The organism is Francisella opportunistica, assembly GCF_003347135.1.
GTDB classification, from domain to species: Bacteria; Pseudomonadota; Gammaproteobacteria; order Francisellales; family Francisellaceae; genus Francisella; species Francisella opportunistica.
In genome coordinates, this window is sequence record NZ_CP022377.1 from 321713 (window position 1) to 339358 (window position 17646).

Below are 17646 nucleotides of genomic sequence, written 5' to 3' on the forward strand. Positions count from 1 at the left end.
TTATAAATGATGAGTATAGTTCAATTAAATTTATTGGTAATTTTTCTTATAATATAGATATAAATAAAAAATATGGATAAAAAGTTATGAAATACGAATATCACCATGTGGGAATTCCTATCACTGAACCACGACCTGGAGAGCGCTATAGCCCTACTATGGATATGTATACCTCAGGTGGTGAACTACCAGGCAGAATACAATATCATCGTTTTGGACCAAACTGCCCATTAAATAAATTACTCCAGACACTACCTCATATAGCCTATAAAGTAACGGATTTAGAGAGTGTTATTAAGAATAAAAACGTTCTTTTAGAACCTTATTTTCCTATAGAAGGATTTAAAGTTGCTGTAGTCGAGGAAAATGGAGCGATAATTGAATTTATACAAACTGATTTGTCAGATGAAGAGATATGGAATGAGCCTGATTTTAAAAATTCAATTCTATATCCTGATTAATATGTAATAGTTCTAGCCATAATTTACATATTCAATATGTGTGCGTAATACCTTAGTATGTAAATGAGTATGTAAAATTGCAAGCGTTTTGCCTGATATTTCTTGATACATTTTGAGACAAGTATTTCGCTTTATGCTTTGGATTTAAAGGATTTATGATATGGGATGAAACTTGTTGAAACATAAGCTTGGTGGGCCCAGTAGGACTCGAACCTACGACCTACGGATTATGAGTCCGGCGCTCTAACCAACTGAGCTATAGGCCCAAAACTTAGACATGATTATATTTTAAATAAGGCTGTTAGTCAATAGGTATTTTTACTTTAGAGTGTTATTTATATATTTTTGAAGATGTACCTACGATAAGAGGATCAGGTGGAATCGCTACTTCATGATCTTTATTATCATAGTCAATATTGTTAAGTATATATCTTATCGCATTTAGTCGAGCTCGTTTTTTATCATCTGACTTAACGATTACCCATGGCGCATATGGTTTGTCAGTATATATGAACATTCTTTCTTTAGCTTCGGTATAGTCGTCCCATTTATCTAATGAGGCTTTATCTATGGGACTAAGTTTCCATTGTTTTAGAGGGTGACTTTCTCTAGCAGCAAATCTATTTTTTTGTTCCTGTTGGCTAACTGAGAACCAAAACTTTATTATCATAGTGCCACTATCAACTAGCATTTTTTCTAGTTGAGGTGCTTGTTCAAGAAATAGGAAGTATTCTCTTTCAGTACAAAAGCCCATAACTCTTTCAACACCAGCACGATTATACCAAGATCTATCAAAAAGGACTATTTCGCCACCAGATGGTAGATGTTCTATGTACCTTTGGAAATACCATTGTTTTCTTTCTCGCTCTGATGGTTTTTCTAGTGCAACTACCTTAGCACCACGTGGATTTAGATGTTCCATTACTCTTTTTATAGTTCCGCCTTTACCAGCGGCATCTCGCCCTTCAAAGATTATCAGAACTTTTTTGTTATTTTCTTTTATCCATTTTTGGAATTTCAGTAGCTCTATCTGTAGGTAATGTTTTTGTTTATCGTAAACATTACGTGGAATTTTATGCTTATATGGAAAAATATTTTCTAAAAAGAGCTTCTGGCGCTCTTCTTGACTTAAAACTTTCATATAAAATTATAAAAATATTCTAATTTAGCTAATATATTATCATATAGAATTGATGAAGAGGTAAATAGGTTAACTTTTTACAAGCTTAATATTAAGTTTTAGGCTAAAAATTATATAAAATATTGAGAACACAACTATTATGGTTATTAAAGTTGTTGGTGTTTTAATTGGGTAAATTAATACTGCTAAGAAAGTTGCAGTCGCAGCTAACATTGTAAAAATAAATGTAAATATTTTGACAAATTTACTCTTACTAATATGCTCAGTTCTTGATAGATAAATATATTTTATGGGTATAAAAGAGAAGATTGATAATATTATTATCGTTATTTCATTAATTAATTGGCTTGATTGAAAACATAGCATATACATTATTATCACATTCCAGTAACTTGGAAAGCCAACAAAAAAATGATCACTAGTTTTTGCATTTAGTTGACAGAACTGATACGAAGAAGAGATAGTTATCATTAATATTACCGGAATTAGCCATTGTTGACTAACTACTGCAGAGACATATACCCAAATGCAAGGAACGATTGAATATGTTGTAAAGTCTATAATGTTATCGAGAAGGGCACCATCTAGAGGTGCAAGTTTTTTGATATCGACCAATCTAGCTAAACTACCATCTATTGAATCAATAAATATCGCCATTATGATGCTAAACATAGAGAGCTTAATATAGTAGTGATGTAGTTCTGTTTGACCTAATACAATTGTTTTAGCAGCTTCTATTGAAAATATAATAGCTAAGATACCAAATACAGCACCTAATGATGTAAAAAGATGCACTAGCCAAGCATATATTTTTTGTATGGTTTGCATTTTAAATTAATTTTTAAATAAATTTACGGAATTGTAGCAAAAATAACTAACAGTTTCTATTAATAACTAAATCAATGAGCCTTTCAAGGCTAGTTGAGCTTATTTTGTTATTTTTAAGCTTTGTGATAATTTCATTGATTTGATTTTTTTTATCTAATAAATATTTACTTGCACCTTCTAAACCCATTAAAGATACGTAGGTAGATTTGTTAGCTTCTATATCTTTAGCACTAGTTTTTCCTAACTCCGTAGTTGTTTTAGTCACATCTAGGATGTCATCTTTGATCTGAAAGCATAAGCCTATTAAGTCTGATAGTTTCACTAATAAAGCTTCTATTTTGTTATTTTGACTTTGTGAGAAAATATAAGGTAAAACTATACATGCTCTAAACATTTTTGCAGTTTTATTAATATGTGATATCTCTAACTCTTCAAGCTTGAGTTTTTTATTCTCACCCTCAATATCTAGCTGTTGACCACCAACCATCCCATTTGCGCCACAGCATTGAGAAAAAAATTTATTTATTTTTCTTAGTTTGGATATATCTGAACAATCGATGTCTTGTAATATTTCAAAAGCTAAAGATTGTAAAGCATCACCTGCTAATATTGCTGTAGCCTCGTTAAATCTGATATGGCAAGTAGGTTTACCCCTACGCAGTGTATCATTATCCATAGCAGGAAGATCATCATGTATTAGCGAGTAGGTATGGATACATTCGATTGCAAAAGCGATTTTATCACTATTTAATTTATCAACAGCTAAAGCCTCACCAATTGCGTAAACAAACTGTGCTCGTATTCTCTTGCCACCGCTAAAAAAACTATAATGCATAGCACTTAGTAATGTTTCGGATACAGAATCAATCTGAGCAAATATATTTTCAGCAAAAACTTCGAAATCTTTTATTATTTTTTCACTACTCATAAAAATTTTAAGATATTGTTATACTGTTTTTCGAGCACATCACTATGAGCTTTAAAAGTCTTAAGCGCACCTGAAGACATCTGTTGTAATAGTTGTTTGTCTTCTAATATTTTAAGTATGTTATTTGCAAGCTCTTCTTGACTTCTTATGCGAGTTAGAGCCTTGTTACGGATTAGTTCTTTGGATATTTGACTAAAATTAAAAAGACTTGTACCACTTAAAATCGGTTTTGCTAGTGCAGCTGGTTCAAGTAAATTATGTCCGCCATTATCTATAAAACTTCCACCAACAAAAGTTATATCTGAGATATAGTAAAGATGTAGTAGTTCTCCCATTGTGTCACCTAAATATACTTGAGTGTGATTAAAGATTTCACATTCAAAGACACTTCTTTTTTGATAAGTCAAAGAATTACTAGCAATTAGCTTTTCTACTTTCTGAAAGCGTTCTTTATGTCTTGGCACAATGATTAATAAGCAATTTAGATGTGTTTTTAAGATTTGCTTATGCGCTTGAAGAATTATTTCTTCTTCACCCTGATGAGTACTACCTGCGATCCATATTGGTCTACCTTTTAGGCTATCTTTGATGTTATGCATTTTATTTTCTAGGTTTTCTGGAGTGATAAGGTTATATTTTAAGTTCCCTGTTACGGAAATATTCTCTTTATCTACCCCTAAAGAATAGAATCTTTTGGCATCTTTTTCTGTTTGAGCATTAATATGAGAGATATTTTTAAATAAAAATTCTTTACCAAAAGGGATTTTGGTATAGTTTCGCATTGATTTTTTTGAGAGTCTGGCATTTGTTATTACTATAGGAACTTTTTCAGCAAAACATTTGTTTAAAATATTTGGCCAAATTTCCGTTTCAACAATTATAAAAACCTTTGGATTAGTCTTAACGAAAAAACTATTGACAAATGGGATTATATCATAAGGAATATACATATGATGTACATTTGGATAGTTACTATATAAGTTGTTTACAACATCGCTACCTGTTGGTGTGGTTGTAGTTATGACAAAATTTTCATTAGGGAAATTTTTTAATAATTTTTTTACTAGTGGTTCAGCAGAAACAGTTTCACCTACAGAAACTGAATGTATCCATATACTATTGTTTAGGCGTATTTCTGTCTGAGCGAATCTTTCAGCCCATCTTTTTCTATAATTAATATTTTTAAAGCTTCTTTTAAATTTTTTCAGATATAAAATAGGTATTAATGTTATAAAAATGCTCGAATATATGTGAGCTAGAAAAACATAAAAGAATTTTTTTAAATGTTCCACTCTTTAACCTAAAGCTATTATCATCATTTAGTGACACTTATTGCTACATTGTAGCATATAACGACAATATTTATATAATCTGAATTGGTAAAATTTAGTTTTCTACTAGTAGTTGTATTATTTTATTAAGAGCAATAGCTCTATGGCTTATTCTATTTTTGTCTGATTCAGAAATTTCTGCTAAGGTTTTTTGTAATTGTGGTAATATGAATATAGGATCATAACCAAAACCATTTGAGCCACTAACTTGATAAGCTATTTGTCCCTCTAAAAAACCGTATGCTAAATTTGGAGTTGGGTCAAGCTCGTGCTCTACATAGGCTAGAGCACAAACAAATCTAGCGTTCCTATTATCATTTCCAGCTAACTTAGCTAGTAATTTTTGTATATTAGCTTTGTCATTACCATGTTTTCCTGAATACCTTGCTGAATATATTCCAGGTTCACCATTTAAAGAGAATACTTCAAGCCCTGAATCATCAGCAATCGCAGGTAATCCTGTATGTTTAGAGCAGTTTCTTGCTTTAAGGATCGCATTTTCTATAAAACTAAGTCCTGTTTCATCAGCGTCTGGAACATTAAAATCTGTTTGGGGGACAATCCTGATATTCTTTTGTTTAAAGATATTAGTAAATTCTCTAATTTTGCCCTTGTTGCTAGAGGCTAAAACTATTTCCTTCATTGTGATAGGTTTTATACAAGTTATTTGGTTAAGATATATTAGCAATATTTATTGTAAATGTTATCCTTTAAAAACATATATTTTGAAATAATTGGCAGGTTGAATTTATGAAAATATGTTTTATTGGTGGAGGCAATATGGCAGCAGCAATGATTGCGGGTATGACTTCACATGGTTATAAAAGTCAAGATATAATTGTTTTTGATAGAAATGAGCATAAGCGTTTAAGCTTGTATAACAAATACAATATCGGGGTATCCAATTCATTACTAGATACAGTTAAGTGTGCTGATATCCTTATTTTAGCGATTAAGCCACAAAATATGCCTGATCTTATTAAAGATATCAGAGAGTCAATTACATCTAGGCAGGTAATAGTAACGGTTGCTGCAGGTATACAAACTAATGCATATGAGAGACTATTTAATAAAGAGATTTCTTTTGCTAGAACAATTCCCAATACGCCTAGTAGTTTAGGCTATGGTGCTACTGGAATTTATTTTAATGGCAATATTACTGCTAATAAAAAAGCCATAGTCATAGATATTATGCAGACAATTGGGATTGTAACGGTTGTTAAAGATGAGAAAGAAATTGATATTATTGCAGCTATAGCTAGTTCTGGACCTGCATATTATTTCCAATTTATGGAACATATGGTTAATGCAGCAGTCAAACAAGGTTTAGACAAAAGTCAAGCAGAGAAACTAGTTGCTCAAACATGTTTGGGAGCCGCGCAGATGGCTTTAAATAGTGATGAGGATATGTCAGCTTTAAGAAAAAATGTAACTTCGAAAAAAGGCATAACTTATGAGGCATTAATCACTTTTGAGAAGTTTGAACTTGGAAGAATTATAGATAATGCAATTCAAGCAAATATAGCTAGAGCACAAGAACTAGCCAAAGAATTCAGTACTGCGATAATCAGTTAGTAACTAAGATTTTGAGCAAATTTTTTGGGTCCTTGGTAATTTTAAATAAATATTTATTTTATGTATATTATGCTATATACTTGTTTTATTAAAATGTACTACAAAAAATTTTTAATAGCAAAGGTGAGTTATGAGACTATTGTTGGCTGAGGATGATCTTAATTTAGGTGAAGGCTTATTAGAAGCTTTACAAAAAGAAGGGCTAATGGTAAACCTAGTTTCAGATGGTGAAGCAGCACAAACTTTTATAGAGTCTGGTTTGTATGATATAATTGTTTTAGATATCGGTATGCCAATAAAAACTGGTTTAGAAGTTTTAAGAAACGTTAGAAACCGTGGTATCAAAGTACCTATTATCTTATTGACCGCTAGAGATGGTCTAGAAGATAGAATAAAAGGCTTAGATCTTGGTGCTGATGATTATCTAACTAAGCCTTTTGAGTTAAAAGAGCTAGTTGCTAGAATTAAAGCTATTTCACGTCGAGTGGATACTAGATCTGGGAAAAGAGGTAGTGAGGAAATTAGATTCGGTGACTATAGTTTCAATCCAAATTCTGAAACAGTCACTAAAGATGGTGTTATTATTCCGGTATCTAAAAAAGAATTAGCTCTTCTTGCAATACTAGTACAGAATGCTGGTAGGGTTGTGCCTAAAACTCAGCTTTTAGAAGAAGTTTATTCTACTGATAAAGAAATGGATACAAATACGCTAGAAGTGCATATGCATAATTTAAGAAAGAAAATAAATGTTCCTAACTTTATTCAAACTATTAGAGGAGTTGGTTACTTCGTACAAAAGGATAAAGTAATTAAGTAAACTTCATGGAAATCTTAAACTATTTTCTAAATTTAGGTTTTACATTTTGGCTTTTGTTCTTAACTATATCAAGTGGGTTGATTTATATTATCGACTTTACATTCTTTCAAAAATCAAGATTAGCTCCCTATGCCGCTGAATTAAAAGGACTTCCTAAAAAACAAAAACGCCAATTTTATAAAGATAGGGGATTAAAAGCACCTTTTATAGCTGATCAAGCGAGATCTTTATTTAGCGTATTTTTTGTAGTATTTCTACTTAGAACTTTCCTAATTGGCAACTTCTTAATTCCTACCGCATCAATGACACCAACACTTCCAGTTGGTGACTTTATCTTTGTAAATAAAACTGCTTATGGTATCAGAGCACCATTTTCAAATGAAAATTTGATAAAGGTTGGTGAACCTAAAAGAGGTGATATTGTAGTGTTTCATTTTCCAGTTAATCCTAATGTAGATTTTGTTAAGCGCGTGATTGGTTTACCAGGGGATGTAATTTCCTATAAAGATAAAATGCTAACAATAAATGGTAAGAAGCTTGAGTATACTAATTGTAACCGCGATGCTATGAACTATTATAATCAGTCTTTAGCCAATGGTGGTGGCGATACCATTTGTACAGAGAACCTTGATGGTGTCAAGCATGAAGTTGACTGGGTGGAGTCTATAAAAGGGGTTGATTTTGAAAATCTTAAAGTTCCATCTGGTCAATACTTTGTCATGGGTGATAATCGTGATAATAGTGAAGATAGTCGCTATTGGGGCTTTGTACCAGAGAAAGATTTAGTTGGTAAAGCAAAAGTCGTCTGGATGAGCTGGGATAAGATAGATAAGAAAGTTCGCTGGGATGAAATTGGTAAGGTCTTTTAATTAAAAATGATTCCTGAATATTCACGATTTTATAAAATTCTTGGTTATAGTTTCAAAGATTATACTCTTCTAATAAGAGCCTTGACACATCGAAGTAAGTCTAAAAAAAATTATGAGAGATTAGAGTTTCTTGGCGACTCTATTTTAGGTTTTGTAATTGCTGAAGCGTTATACCTACAATTTACAGATTTAGCAGAAGGAAAACTTTCGCAGATTAGATCCAGATTAGTCAAAGGAGCAACTTTAGCACAATTAGCCTTAAGCCTTAAAATGGATGAGTACATTATTTTAGGTGCTAGTGAGCAAGGTGGACAAAAGCGCGAAAAGATATTAGAAGATGTTTTTGAGGCTATGATAGGAGCTATTTATTTAGATAGTGATTTTGCAACTGTCAAAAAAGTTATATTGAAATGGTATCAGTCAGTGATATCAGATATTAATCTAGATAGTATAAAAGTCAAAGATAGTAAATCAAAGCTCCAAGAGATTCTACTCCAAAATGCTTTAAGTTTGCCAGAATATAGTATTGAAACTATAGAAGGTAAAGATCATGAGCAGCAATTTACTGTAATTGCGGTATCAAAAGATTTAAATCTTGAGGTTAAAGCTAAAGGAGCTTCACGAAAAAAAGCTGAGCAAAAAGCTGCCGAAAAACTGATAGAAATGTTATCACAACAAGGATTGCATGAAAAAAAATAAATTAAACTTAAATGGTATAGTAGTGATCAATAAAGCTAAAGGTGTTAGTTCAAATAAAGTTTTACAACAATTAAAATACTTATTTAATGCACAAAAAGCTGGTCATACAGGTACCTTAGATCCTATGGCGACAGGAGTTTTGCCGATATGCTTTGGTAGAGCTACTAAGATAGCACAATATTTGCTTGATGCTGATAAAGAATATATTGCTACAATTAGGCTTGGTATTGAAACAGATAGTGGCGATACTGAAGGTCAAATAATAGCAAAAAATAATAATATACCAAGCCTATCACACCAGCTAATAGAAGAAGTATTAACAAGTTTTCGTGGTAATATTTCACAGATTCCACCTCTTTACTCAGCAATTAAACATAATGGTCAACCTCTTTATAAACTTGCCAGAGAAGGTAAGAGTATTGAAGTTAAATCCAGAAATATAAACATTTATATGCTAGAGTTATTAGACTTTGATGAGGATACTTTGAAAGTTAGAGTTAAATGTTCAAAAGGAACATATATCCGTAGCTTAGCTATAGATATTGGTAAAAAGCTAGGTTGTGGAGGCCATTTGATAGCTCTGCAGAGAACTCAAAGTGGACCTTTTAAATTAGCTCAGGCATTTGAGCTAGATCAATTAAAAGATTTAAATTTTGAGTTAAAAATTGCTAGTATAGCTAGTATAGAGAGTGTGTTTATTGACAAACCTATATATTCTCTAGAAGAAAATGAAAAAGATGATTTATATAAGAGAGGGCTCTTAGCTGCTAAACCAGATTTAGATAAAACTATAAGAATATATGATGATGATAAATTTGTAGCTATAGCGGAGTTTGATAAAGGTAAGTTGATTAATAAAAAATTTTTTGATCAGGATATATTGATAAGTGAGTAAATATAGCGTACATAATGATCCAAATAGGGAGATTGAAGCTCAAAAATATGAAAATCCAATTCCAAGTAGGGAAGTGATTTTAAATTATATAAGAGATATAAAATTTCCTGTAAGTATTGAGAATATAGCAAATGCTTTAGAGATTTTTAAAAAAAATCTTTTTGAAGGTCTTGTAAATCGTTTAGGTGCAATGGTTAGAGATGGCCAGTTAGAAAAAGATAAGTCATATTATAATTTACCAGATTTGGCACCTATATATATAACATCTAAAGTTACATCTGGTAAAGATTCTCGACTTGAGTTATTTAGTCATACTTTGAATAATAAGGTTGGCATTGTCTCTCATCAAGCGAAAATAGTAATGGTTGGAGATGAGGTCACAGCAAAAGTTTTAGGCCTTAATAAACGTGGACGTATTGAAGCAGAAATCAAAACAATCGTTTCAAGAGCACAAAAAACTATTACAGGTTACTATTATAAGAGTTTTGATTGCCATTTCTTAAAACCGATAAGTAAGAACATGACAAATGATATAGTGCTATTACCACCGAAGCAAAAAATAGAGCATAATTCGTTGATAGAGGCTGAAATAATAGTTTATCCTAGTATAAATAGTGTCGCAGTAGCTAGATTTAAACAAGAGGTAGAAGCTGTATCGCCAGTTAAAGAAGCGATGATGATGGCGACTCAAAAATATGACTTGGTAGAACAGTGGAGCAAAAAAGCGCTAAGGTATCTAGATGAGATCTCAGAAGAGATAAGTGTCAGTGCTAGAGTAGATTTACGCGATAAACACTTTGTAACTATAGATGGTGAAGATGCCAAAGATTTTGATGATGCTGTTTATGCATATAAAACTAAAAGTGGTAGTTGGAAATTATATGTAGCGATTGCAGATGTTTCAAATTATGTTGAGAAAGATTCAGCTTTGGACTTAGATGCTAAGCGTCGTTCAACATCTGTTTATTTTCCAGGTTATGTAATACCGATGTTACCGGAGAAGCTATCAAATGGATTATGCTCGTTGAGGCCTAATGAGGATAGATATTCTCTTGTTTGTGAAATGAGTATATCTAAGACTGGTAAGCTTTCTAGATATAAGTTCTATTCTGCGCTAATAAACTCAAAGGCACGTTTAACATATACAGAAGTTGCCAAGCTTCTAGAAAAGAAACAAAATACTATAGTTGAGAATACTCCTGAGCTAGTTCCTAATATATTTGATTTATATGACTTGTATAAAGTACTTCACCAAGCTAGAGAAGAACGAGGAGCTATAGATTTTGATACAGTTGAAACACAGATTATACTAAATGAGCATAATCACATCGAGTCAATCGTGCCAAGACATCGTAATGATGCACATAGGTTAATTGAAGAGTGTATGCTTGTGGCGAATGTTGCTGCAGCTAAATTTACAATAAAACATAAAAAGGCTTCGCCGTTTAGGGTTCATAGTGAACCTAAACAAGACAGGATGGAGACTCTGAAAAAGTATCTTGCTAAGCATGGTGTACACCTTGCTTATGGTAAAAATGGTAAAGTCAGTCCAAAAGCATTAGCACAGATGTTAGATAGTATCAAAGATCGTCCTGACTATGATGATATTCGGATGATGACTCTTCGCAGTATGAATCAAGCTGTTTACAGTATAAATAATGATGGTCATTTTGGTTTGGCATATAGTGAATATACACACTTTACTTCACCAATTCGTAGATACCCGGATTTAGTAGTACATAGAATAATCAAATCAATTATTGGTGAATATGAGCATGGTGGAGCTGATTATAAACCTTCAGAATTAGCAAATATCTGTGAGAACGCTTCAGATCAAGAGCGTAATGCTGATGGAGCATCTAAACAGGTAGAGAATTGGCTTAAGTGCTACTTTATGCAAGACTATATTGGACATATTCTTGAGGCACAAATCAAGCATATAAATGGCTTAGGACTTTTTGCTGAGTTAAAAGATATGTATATAGAGGGATTGATACATGTATCAGCAATTCTGGGTGATTATTATATCTATGATGAGACTAAAGATATATTGATAGGCAAGAGAACTCATAAAGTCTATAAGATTGGTCAAGATATAATTGTAAGAGTTGTACGTGCTGATCTAGAGAATATTCAGATAGATTTTGAATTATTTGATCCAAAAAAAACATTTAGTGATAATAACTTAGATAAACCATCTGCTAATAAAAAAATTAAGCAAAATAAAAAAGTTAAAAAGAAAAAAACAAGATATAGGAGAAAAAATAAATCTAAGGTGAAAGCTTAATAGTACTTTAATCTTAAAATCAAGCAACTTTTTTTAGGTTGTTTAAAATCTCAAACAATTCTAAGTATTCTTTCATATACCAAGAATCATATAATTAATGTCAATTTGCCAAAACTTGAGGTTAATTTCTCACAGAATAAGCGAATTAAAGTTGATTGATGTGCCAAGCCTTCACAAAATGTAATTGCCTCACCTTATGCAAAATTTACAAGTTAAGATAAAAAGCTTAGGCTATATAATCGAGACTGTTGATTTAATGTTAAAGATATTTAGATCCAATCAAAACACTATAGTTTAGCTATAATAGACAGCCTAGACATGTTTGGCGTAATTTCATTTATACCTTAATAAAAAATAATAGTTTATATGCCAAAAATTATGGCAAAATAAATATTACTTAATTAACTAATTTAATTTAAATTATGAATAAGAATAAAATTGTAGTAATAGGAAGTGTACTTGTTTGTCTTTGAGTAATTTTAGTTATGGTATGCAAAAAGCCTTTACGCCATATTTACCCACAAAATCCTCTAATGTTACAAAAATCGATTTTTCGCATGTAAGTATTGATTATAGTAATCAAAATAAAGGGAAATACAAAAAACTATCCGAGACACTGGAACCTAAAAGTTCTCTAAACGATATCAATGAGTTTTTACGCCATAATCCAAAAATTGATTTGGTTATCGCAAACCAACTGCTTCACAAACTATCATTTCTTTCGTTTGAAGCTTGTGACTCATTTTTTCAAATAATAGAATACCCTAATAATGATAATTTAAACACTTTTAAAAATGCTTTAAATAGGTATAGAAAATTTGCTGCTGCACAAAAAGCGTTTGATGAAGCTAAGGCTAAGCAGCAGAAACTAGCAGATGCGGTGACTTATACCAGCTTTATTGATGCTGCTGGCAAAAATGGGAAGTTTGAACAGGCCCTACAAGCGTTTAAAGAAGCTGAGCAACTAGAAGATAATGTATTGAGCTAAGGATTATAAACTAGCAGATGTAGTGACTTATAGTATCTTTATTGATGTATTAATGAATTCTAATTTAAGGGTTCCGTTCCTATAGGACAAAAATGTTATTTTTTATTTATCTGTTAAAATTACAAACTATAAAAAGAGCCTTTTATCAATTTGTAAAATCAGGGAAAGCCTTTTTTATTTTGCTTTTATTTTCTATAATATTTATATGATCTCAATTAAATCTAAATATAATTATGAAAAGACCCATACTATTTCCTATTGAAGTAAACAACAATATTAAAACAAACAACTTTATTTCTTTAACTGATGAACCTAAAAAAGAAAACATAAATATTCAATCATATTCTGAGAAAATTAATTATATTCTTAGAATTTTGCTAAAGATTTCTGATTTTAAATTTGCTATAGGTGGTTCTTATGCTTATTCCTTGAGATTTAATGATTTTAATCCATTACCAAACGATATAGATATTTTTTTTATAAGTATCGAACAATCAACTCCTTTTTTTAATACTTTAAAAAATTGTATAAAAAATCATATTAAAGAAACTTATCTTGAAGAACCATTTTCTTTAATAGAAACTAATACTGGAGCTAAATTTGATTTTTTAAAAAGTAAACAGCAATTGAACATTGATTTTGTTTCAATGGAAAGATTAATGAAATTTTCAAAAAAACAAACTAGTTTTTTTAAAGACCATTATGTTGACATTATAGATGGAATACCTTTATTAAGCCTTGATGACATGTTGTTGTTATATGAACTAAGGAAGACGGAACGCCCTTCTGATATTTTAAGAATTGAAAATATTTATAAAACTAAATTCAATCAACAATGAATCTTTAGAACAAACTATCATTTTGTCAAAAGTCTGATAACGGGCAGGTTATTTCTGTTGCCTTCTTTAATCTAATTTGACTGCATTATTATTTTTTGCAATATCAAAAATCATCAAGGCTAATAGCATTGCATGCGGCCAGTACTTAAATTTGGCTCATTCTGGAAGCATAAAGTGGTTATATTAATAACGGCATAAAGTAAAAAAATTATCAAAAATTATCAAAGCTATTACCAACAAAAGCTACAGTGGTATTGATACCATTTTCTTCAAATTTTGTTTTTGTGAACTGAGCTATCTTTTTATCATCATCAGCTACTTGTTACTCATCGTATTTGGTTTATAATTTCAGTTATATAATGTAATTATAGTTAATTAATAGCTTTGTGTCTTGAAAAAATAGCTATAAAACTTATTTAAACAAATAAGTCTTTTATGTATAAAATATTTAAAGTAAAAAACGGAGGCTAAAATGAAGAAGATTCTAGCAACAATTTTAGGATTAACAGTAGTTTCTGGGGTGTATGCTGATAGCTATACAATGTATGCAAAACCAGATAATAAATCACAAAAACTCGCGAATATAGATAATCAAAACCCGCGCTATAAAGCAATTTTTTCAAAAGGTGATTGGATCGAGATAGTTGATAACAAAGATGGTAGTGTTGGTTGGGTTAAGCAAAAGCCTCAGGATAAAAGCTCTCAAACTATCACTAAAGATCCTATTGAGCAAATGATGGCAAACTTTCAAAGACAACAACAGCTATTAGATGAGCACTTTAATAAAATGCTTGCTAATATCGATCAAAACATTACTCAAATGCAAGCACAATCTGGCACGACTCAAGCCAAGAATAATCCTCAGGTATTCAAAAAGTTTAGTTCAATTACAATTAACTCAGACGGTAAAACAGCAAAGATTGTTAAGAAAACAGAAGATAGTAATGGAGATACTCAAACTGAAGAAAAAGAAGTTCCTGCAGATCAATTAGGCGTTATTAAAATTTAAGCTTAGTATTCTAATTTACCTTGTAACTCTAATGACTTTTAAAAAATATAATTTGCTTATGAGTTTATTTAAAAACCTATTCTTATAAGTTATTATTATAAGCAGGCAGATGACTAAAATTATAAGGAAAAGGTTATGTATGAAGAACAATTTTTAGCGGAAAAATTGCAGCAGTTTACATTAGTAGATATAGCATTAGTTAAAATTGTCTATTTTTTAGTTGGTGTGCTGGTAGCAACTAATTATTTGGTTTTAACTACAGTAAGTTGGATTTTTTATTTACTGATGTTTCTAACAGCTGTATTTCCAATAGTGATTCACCTATTTTCATTTGAAGGATCGTATATCGAGAAAGCTAGGATGTATATTAAAACAAATAAGCCTTCTTATCAGGTGCTTTTATTCTTTAGTCAATTCTTTTTTGCATGTATGTTAGTAGTGCTTGTACCTATACTAATTGTGGTGCCCTGGTATGTGTATGCTATTTTAATAGTAGTTTTTGCTATAAAACCAATGCGCTCAAATATGTTTTGGTAATAAAGAAATGGTTTTAAACAATATTGCTAAAATGCTTAAGCATTATTGATTAGCTTTGCGCTTAATAATAAATAATCAATATAACTCAAAGCTAGTTACTAATTTTGCAAAGAGTTAATAACAAAAGTATTTTTGATAATAAAAATGACATTTACAAATCTATATAAAGTTATCTCAACAAGAATTTCAAACAATACTTAATCAAGCAAGTAGGCTTAGTTTGTGTATATGTTATGCTCTAGTTTCTAAAGTAGCTATTTACTATTTATTAACAATAACATTATTAATTATTTTTGTTATAATCGCTATATAAGTAATTTTTAAAGCAACGAACACACTCAATGAAAAAAAAACTTTTATTTACAACTATATCTGCTAGTTTAGTATTAGCACTTAGTTCATGTGGTAAAACTACTGTAGCATATGAAGATCCAAATGGCGTTGATACAACATCGATAAATTTTAGTTCAACAGATTTACAAGCTATTACTAATAAAATGACTGAGGATATGCTTAATTCACCTGCAGTTAAAAAGATTACTGCTATGGATACGCCGACATTGTTTTTTAGTAATATCCGTAATGAGACTCGTGAGCATATTAATACGACTATGCTATCAAACACTGTTCAAACACAGATTATAAAATCAGGGTTATTCCAAGTTACAGATATGTCTCAGATCAAAAATGTCCGTGAACAACTTGGCTACCAAGCAAATAGTGGTATGGTTGATCAAGCTACTGCAACTAAGATTGGACAGCATATTGGTGCTAGATATATGGTCTATGGTTCTATCCAAGATATTGATAATACTAATGTTGATGGTGATAAGAGATCTAAGTTCTTCTTAGCTACACTAAAAATGATGGATCTAAAAACAGGTTTGGTTGTATGGCAAGATGATAAACAGATTCGTAAATCTCAAATTAAATCAACTTTTGGTTGGTAAGATATAAATAAGTAGATATTCTTAATTACTGTTAGGATCTTAAAAAGGAGATATTATATGAGAAAGAAAATTTTAACTTCATTAATTGCCTCGTCGTTGCTGGCAAGCTCATTATTTGCTGCAGATGCTACAGCTGTAGACGCTAAAATTACCCAGCAGCAACCACAAGCAAAAGTTGATATTGGAGCAGACGTTGCTAATTTAAATAATGCTATTTCTTCAGGCTCTAAACCAGTTGCAACAACTACTCAAGATAAAAGATCAGTAGAAGAGATATTAAACGATGTTATGGAAAATTACATTGATCAAAATAACCTCAGAGATAGGTATGATTATGTTGGTTCTGCGATAGGTACAGCATCTGTTAATCAAACAAATTCAAACTATGTTGATAGTGCGCAGCTTGCTTTTGAGAAAGCGCTAATAAAGGCTCAGGCAGAATATATATCATTTATCTCAGCAAATACCAAAGTTGACAAGAGTTTAAGTATAGATAGCACTCAAGGCTCAACCGCGAATGAGATCAATACAGATGCTGATAAACCAAAACAGGGAACGCAAGCAGCTATTGATGCTAAGCAAAAGGCTCTTGATGAAGCAAATTTAGATAATCAGCTTAAACAACAAGGCTTAAATCCGAATGATTTTGCGACACCAGAAGAGAAGAAAAAGGCTTTATTAAGCCAGCAAATGACAATAAAAAGCTTAACTACAGGTTTTGGTAATTTATCAGGTTTATTACCGATTAAGACCTTTGTGGTTGAAAAAGATGGCAATGCTGCTATTGGTGTTGTAGTTATCTACTCAGGTAAAATTAAAGGGATGTTTGAGGATATTAAGCATGGTAATGAGCCGGTAATAGTTGGCAAAGGCGGTCAATCACCATCTGATTTATACAAAGATAAGTCAGGTGAAGATATGATGGGTGATTATGGTATCCGTGTTGGTTTTGGGGAAGATAACAAACCATATATTTTAGCTTATGGTCAAGGTTCATATAATGGCCCAAGTATTCAAGGTGTTTCAGCAAGTGATTATAGTTACAAACAAGCAGCAATTATGGCAAGAGCAAATCTTGTTACTCTAATTGCAGGTCAGATGTCGACACAAGAAGCATTGACTATGTCTGAGGATATATCAAGTACTCTGGCTAAAAATACAAAGACCCAACAAACACGTAGGATAGATGCTACAGATATTGAAAAAACATTATCGACATATTATAAAACAAAAGCAAATCTAGATATTATTGGTCTTAAAACTGTCAAGAGATGGCGTTATAAGCTACCAGGTACTGAGAATATTGTCTATGGTGTAGTACTTAAATGGGATCCTAAGCAAGTGGCTACAGCTAATAAGATTAAAAACTTTAGCTATGATGAGTATCGTAAGCAAAATACTCAAAATGCTGAAAGTGGTCAAAGTTCTCTAAATGGTAAGATAATTATCAGACAAAGTGATGATAATAAGTACCTAAACCAATACTAAGGTC

18 protein-coding genes and 1 tRNA gene are annotated in these 17646 nt (G+C 31.3%); 13 read left to right on the forward strand and 6 right to left on the reverse strand.

The annotated features are described in order from the left end of the window. Positions 1–86 precede the first annotated feature (86 nt). Positions 87–461: a helicase gene (locus CGC45_RS01580; RefSeq protein ID WP_071628654.1), complete on the forward strand. Its 375-nt coding sequence runs from the start codon at positions 87–89 to the stop codon at positions 459–461. A gap of 189 nt (positions 462–650) precedes the next feature. Here CGC45_RS01580 and CGC45_RS01585 read toward each other — a convergent pair. From CGC45_RS01585 to rdgB, 6 genes are all read right to left on the reverse strand, one after another. After that, positions 651–727, reverse strand: a tRNA-Ile gene (locus CGC45_RS01585). A 65-nt stretch (positions 728–792) separates the two neighbouring features. After that, positions 793–1602 carry a polyphosphate kinase 2 gene (ppk2, locus tag CGC45_RS01590; RefSeq protein ID WP_071628655.1) on the reverse strand — a complete coding sequence of 270 codons (810 nt, stop codon included), beginning with the start codon at positions 1600–1602 and terminating at the stop codon, positions 793–795. Positions 1603–1671: 69 nt separating this feature from the next. Beyond that, positions 1672–2430 (reverse strand): CDP-alcohol phosphatidyltransferase family protein, encoded by a 759-nt coding sequence (locus CGC45_RS01595; RefSeq protein WP_071628656.1) that lies wholly within the window; start codon positions 2428–2430, stop codon positions 1672–1674. A gap of 46 nt (positions 2431–2476) precedes the next feature. After that, positions 2477–3358, reverse strand: a complete 882-nt coding sequence (locus CGC45_RS01600; protein WP_071628657.1) for a polyprenyl synthetase family protein — start codon at positions 3356–3358, stop codon at positions 2477–2479. After that, on the reverse strand, positions 3355–4650 hold the full coding sequence (gene waaA / locus CGC45_RS01605) for a lipid IV(A) 3-deoxy-D-manno-octulosonic acid transferase (RefSeq protein ID WP_071628658.1): 1296 nt from the start codon (positions 4648–4650) through the stop codon (positions 3355–3357). The genes CGC45_RS01600 and waaA overlap by 4 nt, the downstream gene beginning before the upstream one ends. Positions 4651–4744: 94 nt before the next feature. Continuing rightward, on the reverse strand, positions 4745–5332 hold the full coding sequence (gene rdgB / locus CGC45_RS01610) for an RdgB/HAM1 family non-canonical purine NTP pyrophosphatase (protein WP_071628659.1): 588 nt from the start codon (positions 5330–5332) through the stop codon (positions 4745–4747). Positions 5333–5439: 107 nt separating this feature from the next. Here rdgB and proC point away from each other — a divergent pair, with 107 nt between their 5' ends. From proC to CGC45_RS01670, 12 genes are all read left to right on the forward strand, one after another. Continuing rightward, positions 5440–6264: a pyrroline-5-carboxylate reductase gene (gene proC / locus CGC45_RS01615; RefSeq protein WP_071628660.1), complete on the forward strand. Its 825-nt coding sequence runs from the start codon at positions 5440–5442 to the stop codon at positions 6262–6264. 130 nt (positions 6265–6394) lie between these two features. Next, the gene (gene qseB / locus CGC45_RS01620) at positions 6395–7081 is read left to right on the forward strand and encodes a response regulator QseB (RefSeq protein ID WP_071628661.1); all 687 of its coding nucleotides are present in this window, start codon (positions 6395–6397) and stop codon (positions 7079–7081) included. Between the two features lie 5 nt (positions 7082–7086). Then, positions 7087–7950 (forward strand): signal peptidase I, encoded by an 864-nt coding sequence (lepB, locus tag CGC45_RS01625; protein ID WP_071628662.1) that lies wholly within the window; start codon positions 7087–7089, stop codon positions 7948–7950. Positions 7951–7956: 6 nt separating this feature from the next. Continuing rightward, positions 7957–8649, forward strand: coding sequence for a ribonuclease III (gene rnc, locus CGC45_RS01630; protein ID WP_071628663.1), 693 nt, complete (start codon positions 7957–7959; stop codon positions 8647–8649). After that, positions 8636–9544 (forward strand): tRNA pseudouridine(55) synthase TruB, encoded by a 909-nt coding sequence (gene truB, locus CGC45_RS01635; RefSeq protein ID WP_071628664.1) that lies wholly within the window; start codon positions 8636–8638, stop codon positions 9542–9544. Before rnc ends, truB begins: the two co-directional genes overlap by 14 nt. Continuing rightward, positions 9537–11831, forward strand: a complete 2295-nt coding sequence (gene rnr / locus CGC45_RS01640; RefSeq protein WP_071628665.1) for a ribonuclease R — start codon at positions 9537–9539, stop codon at positions 11829–11831. Before truB ends, rnr begins: the two co-directional genes overlap by 8 nt. Before the next feature lie 463 nt (positions 11832–12294). Beyond that, positions 12295–12819 carry a pentatricopeptide repeat-containing protein gene (locus tag CGC45_RS01645; protein ID WP_071628666.1) on the forward strand — a complete coding sequence of 175 codons (525 nt, stop codon included), beginning with the start codon at positions 12295–12297 and terminating at the stop codon, positions 12817–12819. Positions 12820–13052: 233 nt separating this feature from the next. Next, positions 13053–13658 carry a hypothetical protein gene (locus CGC45_RS01650; RefSeq protein WP_071628667.1) on the forward strand — a complete coding sequence of 202 codons (606 nt, stop codon included), beginning with the start codon at positions 13053–13055 and terminating at the stop codon, positions 13656–13658. Positions 13659–14130: 472 nt separating this feature from the next. Further along, positions 14131–14667 carry a hypothetical protein gene (locus tag CGC45_RS01655; protein WP_071628668.1) on the forward strand — a complete coding sequence of 179 codons (537 nt, stop codon included), beginning with the start codon at positions 14131–14133 and terminating at the stop codon, positions 14665–14667. Between the two features lie 135 nt (positions 14668–14802). Further along, complete coding sequence (locus CGC45_RS01660) at positions 14803–15204, forward strand: hypothetical protein (protein WP_071628669.1); 402 nt, start codon at positions 14803–14805, stop codon at positions 15202–15204. A 341-nt stretch (positions 15205–15545) separates the two neighbouring features. Further along, positions 15546–16154, forward strand: coding sequence for a penicillin-binding protein activator LpoB (gene lpoB, locus CGC45_RS01665; protein ID WP_071628670.1), 609 nt, complete (start codon positions 15546–15548; stop codon positions 16152–16154). 57 nt (positions 16155–16211) lie between these two features. Then, positions 16212–17642 carry a DUF6844 domain-containing protein gene (locus CGC45_RS01670; RefSeq protein WP_071628671.1) on the forward strand — a complete coding sequence of 477 codons (1431 nt, stop codon included), beginning with the start codon at positions 16212–16214 and terminating at the stop codon, positions 17640–17642. Positions 17643–17646 lie beyond the last annotated feature (4 nt).

What these genes read in the sequence shown, in the direction of transcription:
- truB (WP_071628664.1), top strand. Translation starts at nt 8,636, where the DNA reads ATGAAAAAAAATAAATTAAACTTAAATGGTATAGTAGTGATCAATAAA.
- CGC45_RS01595 (WP_071628656.1), bottom strand. Translation starts at nt 2,430, where the DNA reads ATGCAAACCATACAAAAAATATATGCTTGGCTAGTGCATCTTTTTACA.
- lepB (WP_071628662.1), top strand. Translation starts at nt 7,087, where the DNA reads ATGGAAATCTTAAACTATTTTCTAAATTTAGGTTTTACATTTTGGCTT.
- CGC45_RS01600 (WP_071628657.1), bottom strand. Translation starts at nt 3,358, where the DNA reads ATGAGTAGTGAAAAAATAATAAAAGATTTCGAAGTTTTTGCTGAAAAT.
- CGC45_RS01670 (WP_071628671.1), top strand. Translation starts at nt 16,212, where the DNA reads ATGAGAAAGAAAATTTTAACTTCATTAATTGCCTCGTCGTTGCTGGCA.
- ppk2 (WP_071628655.1), bottom strand. Translation starts at nt 1,602, where the DNA reads ATGAAAGTTTTAAGTCAAGAAGAGCGCCAGAAGCTCTTTTTAGAAAAT.
- CGC45_RS01650 (WP_071628667.1), top strand. Translation starts at nt 13,053, where the DNA reads ATGAAAAGACCCATACTATTTCCTATTGAAGTAAACAACAATATTAAA.
- rnc (WP_071628663.1), top strand. Translation starts at nt 7,957, where the DNA reads ATGATTCCTGAATATTCACGATTTTATAAAATTCTTGGTTATAGTTTC.
- CGC45_RS01580 (WP_071628654.1), top strand. Translation starts at nt 87, where the DNA reads ATGAAATACGAATATCACCATGTGGGAATTCCTATCACTGAACCACGA.
- rdgB (WP_071628659.1), bottom strand. Translation starts at nt 5,332, where the DNA reads ATGAAGGAAATAGTTTTAGCCTCTAGCAACAAGGGCAAAATTAGAGAA.
- lpoB (WP_071628670.1), top strand. Translation starts at nt 15,546, where the DNA reads ATGAAAAAAAAACTTTTATTTACAACTATATCTGCTAGTTTAGTATTA.
- proC (WP_071628660.1), top strand. Translation starts at nt 5,440, where the DNA reads ATGAAAATATGTTTTATTGGTGGAGGCAATATGGCAGCAGCAATGATT.
- CGC45_RS01660 (WP_071628669.1), top strand. Translation starts at nt 14,803, where the DNA reads ATGTATGAAGAACAATTTTTAGCGGAAAAATTGCAGCAGTTTACATTA.
- CGC45_RS01655 (WP_071628668.1), top strand. Translation starts at nt 14,131, where the DNA reads ATGAAGAAGATTCTAGCAACAATTTTAGGATTAACAGTAGTTTCTGGG.
- qseB (WP_071628661.1), top strand. Translation starts at nt 6,395, where the DNA reads ATGAGACTATTGTTGGCTGAGGATGATCTTAATTTAGGTGAAGGCTTA.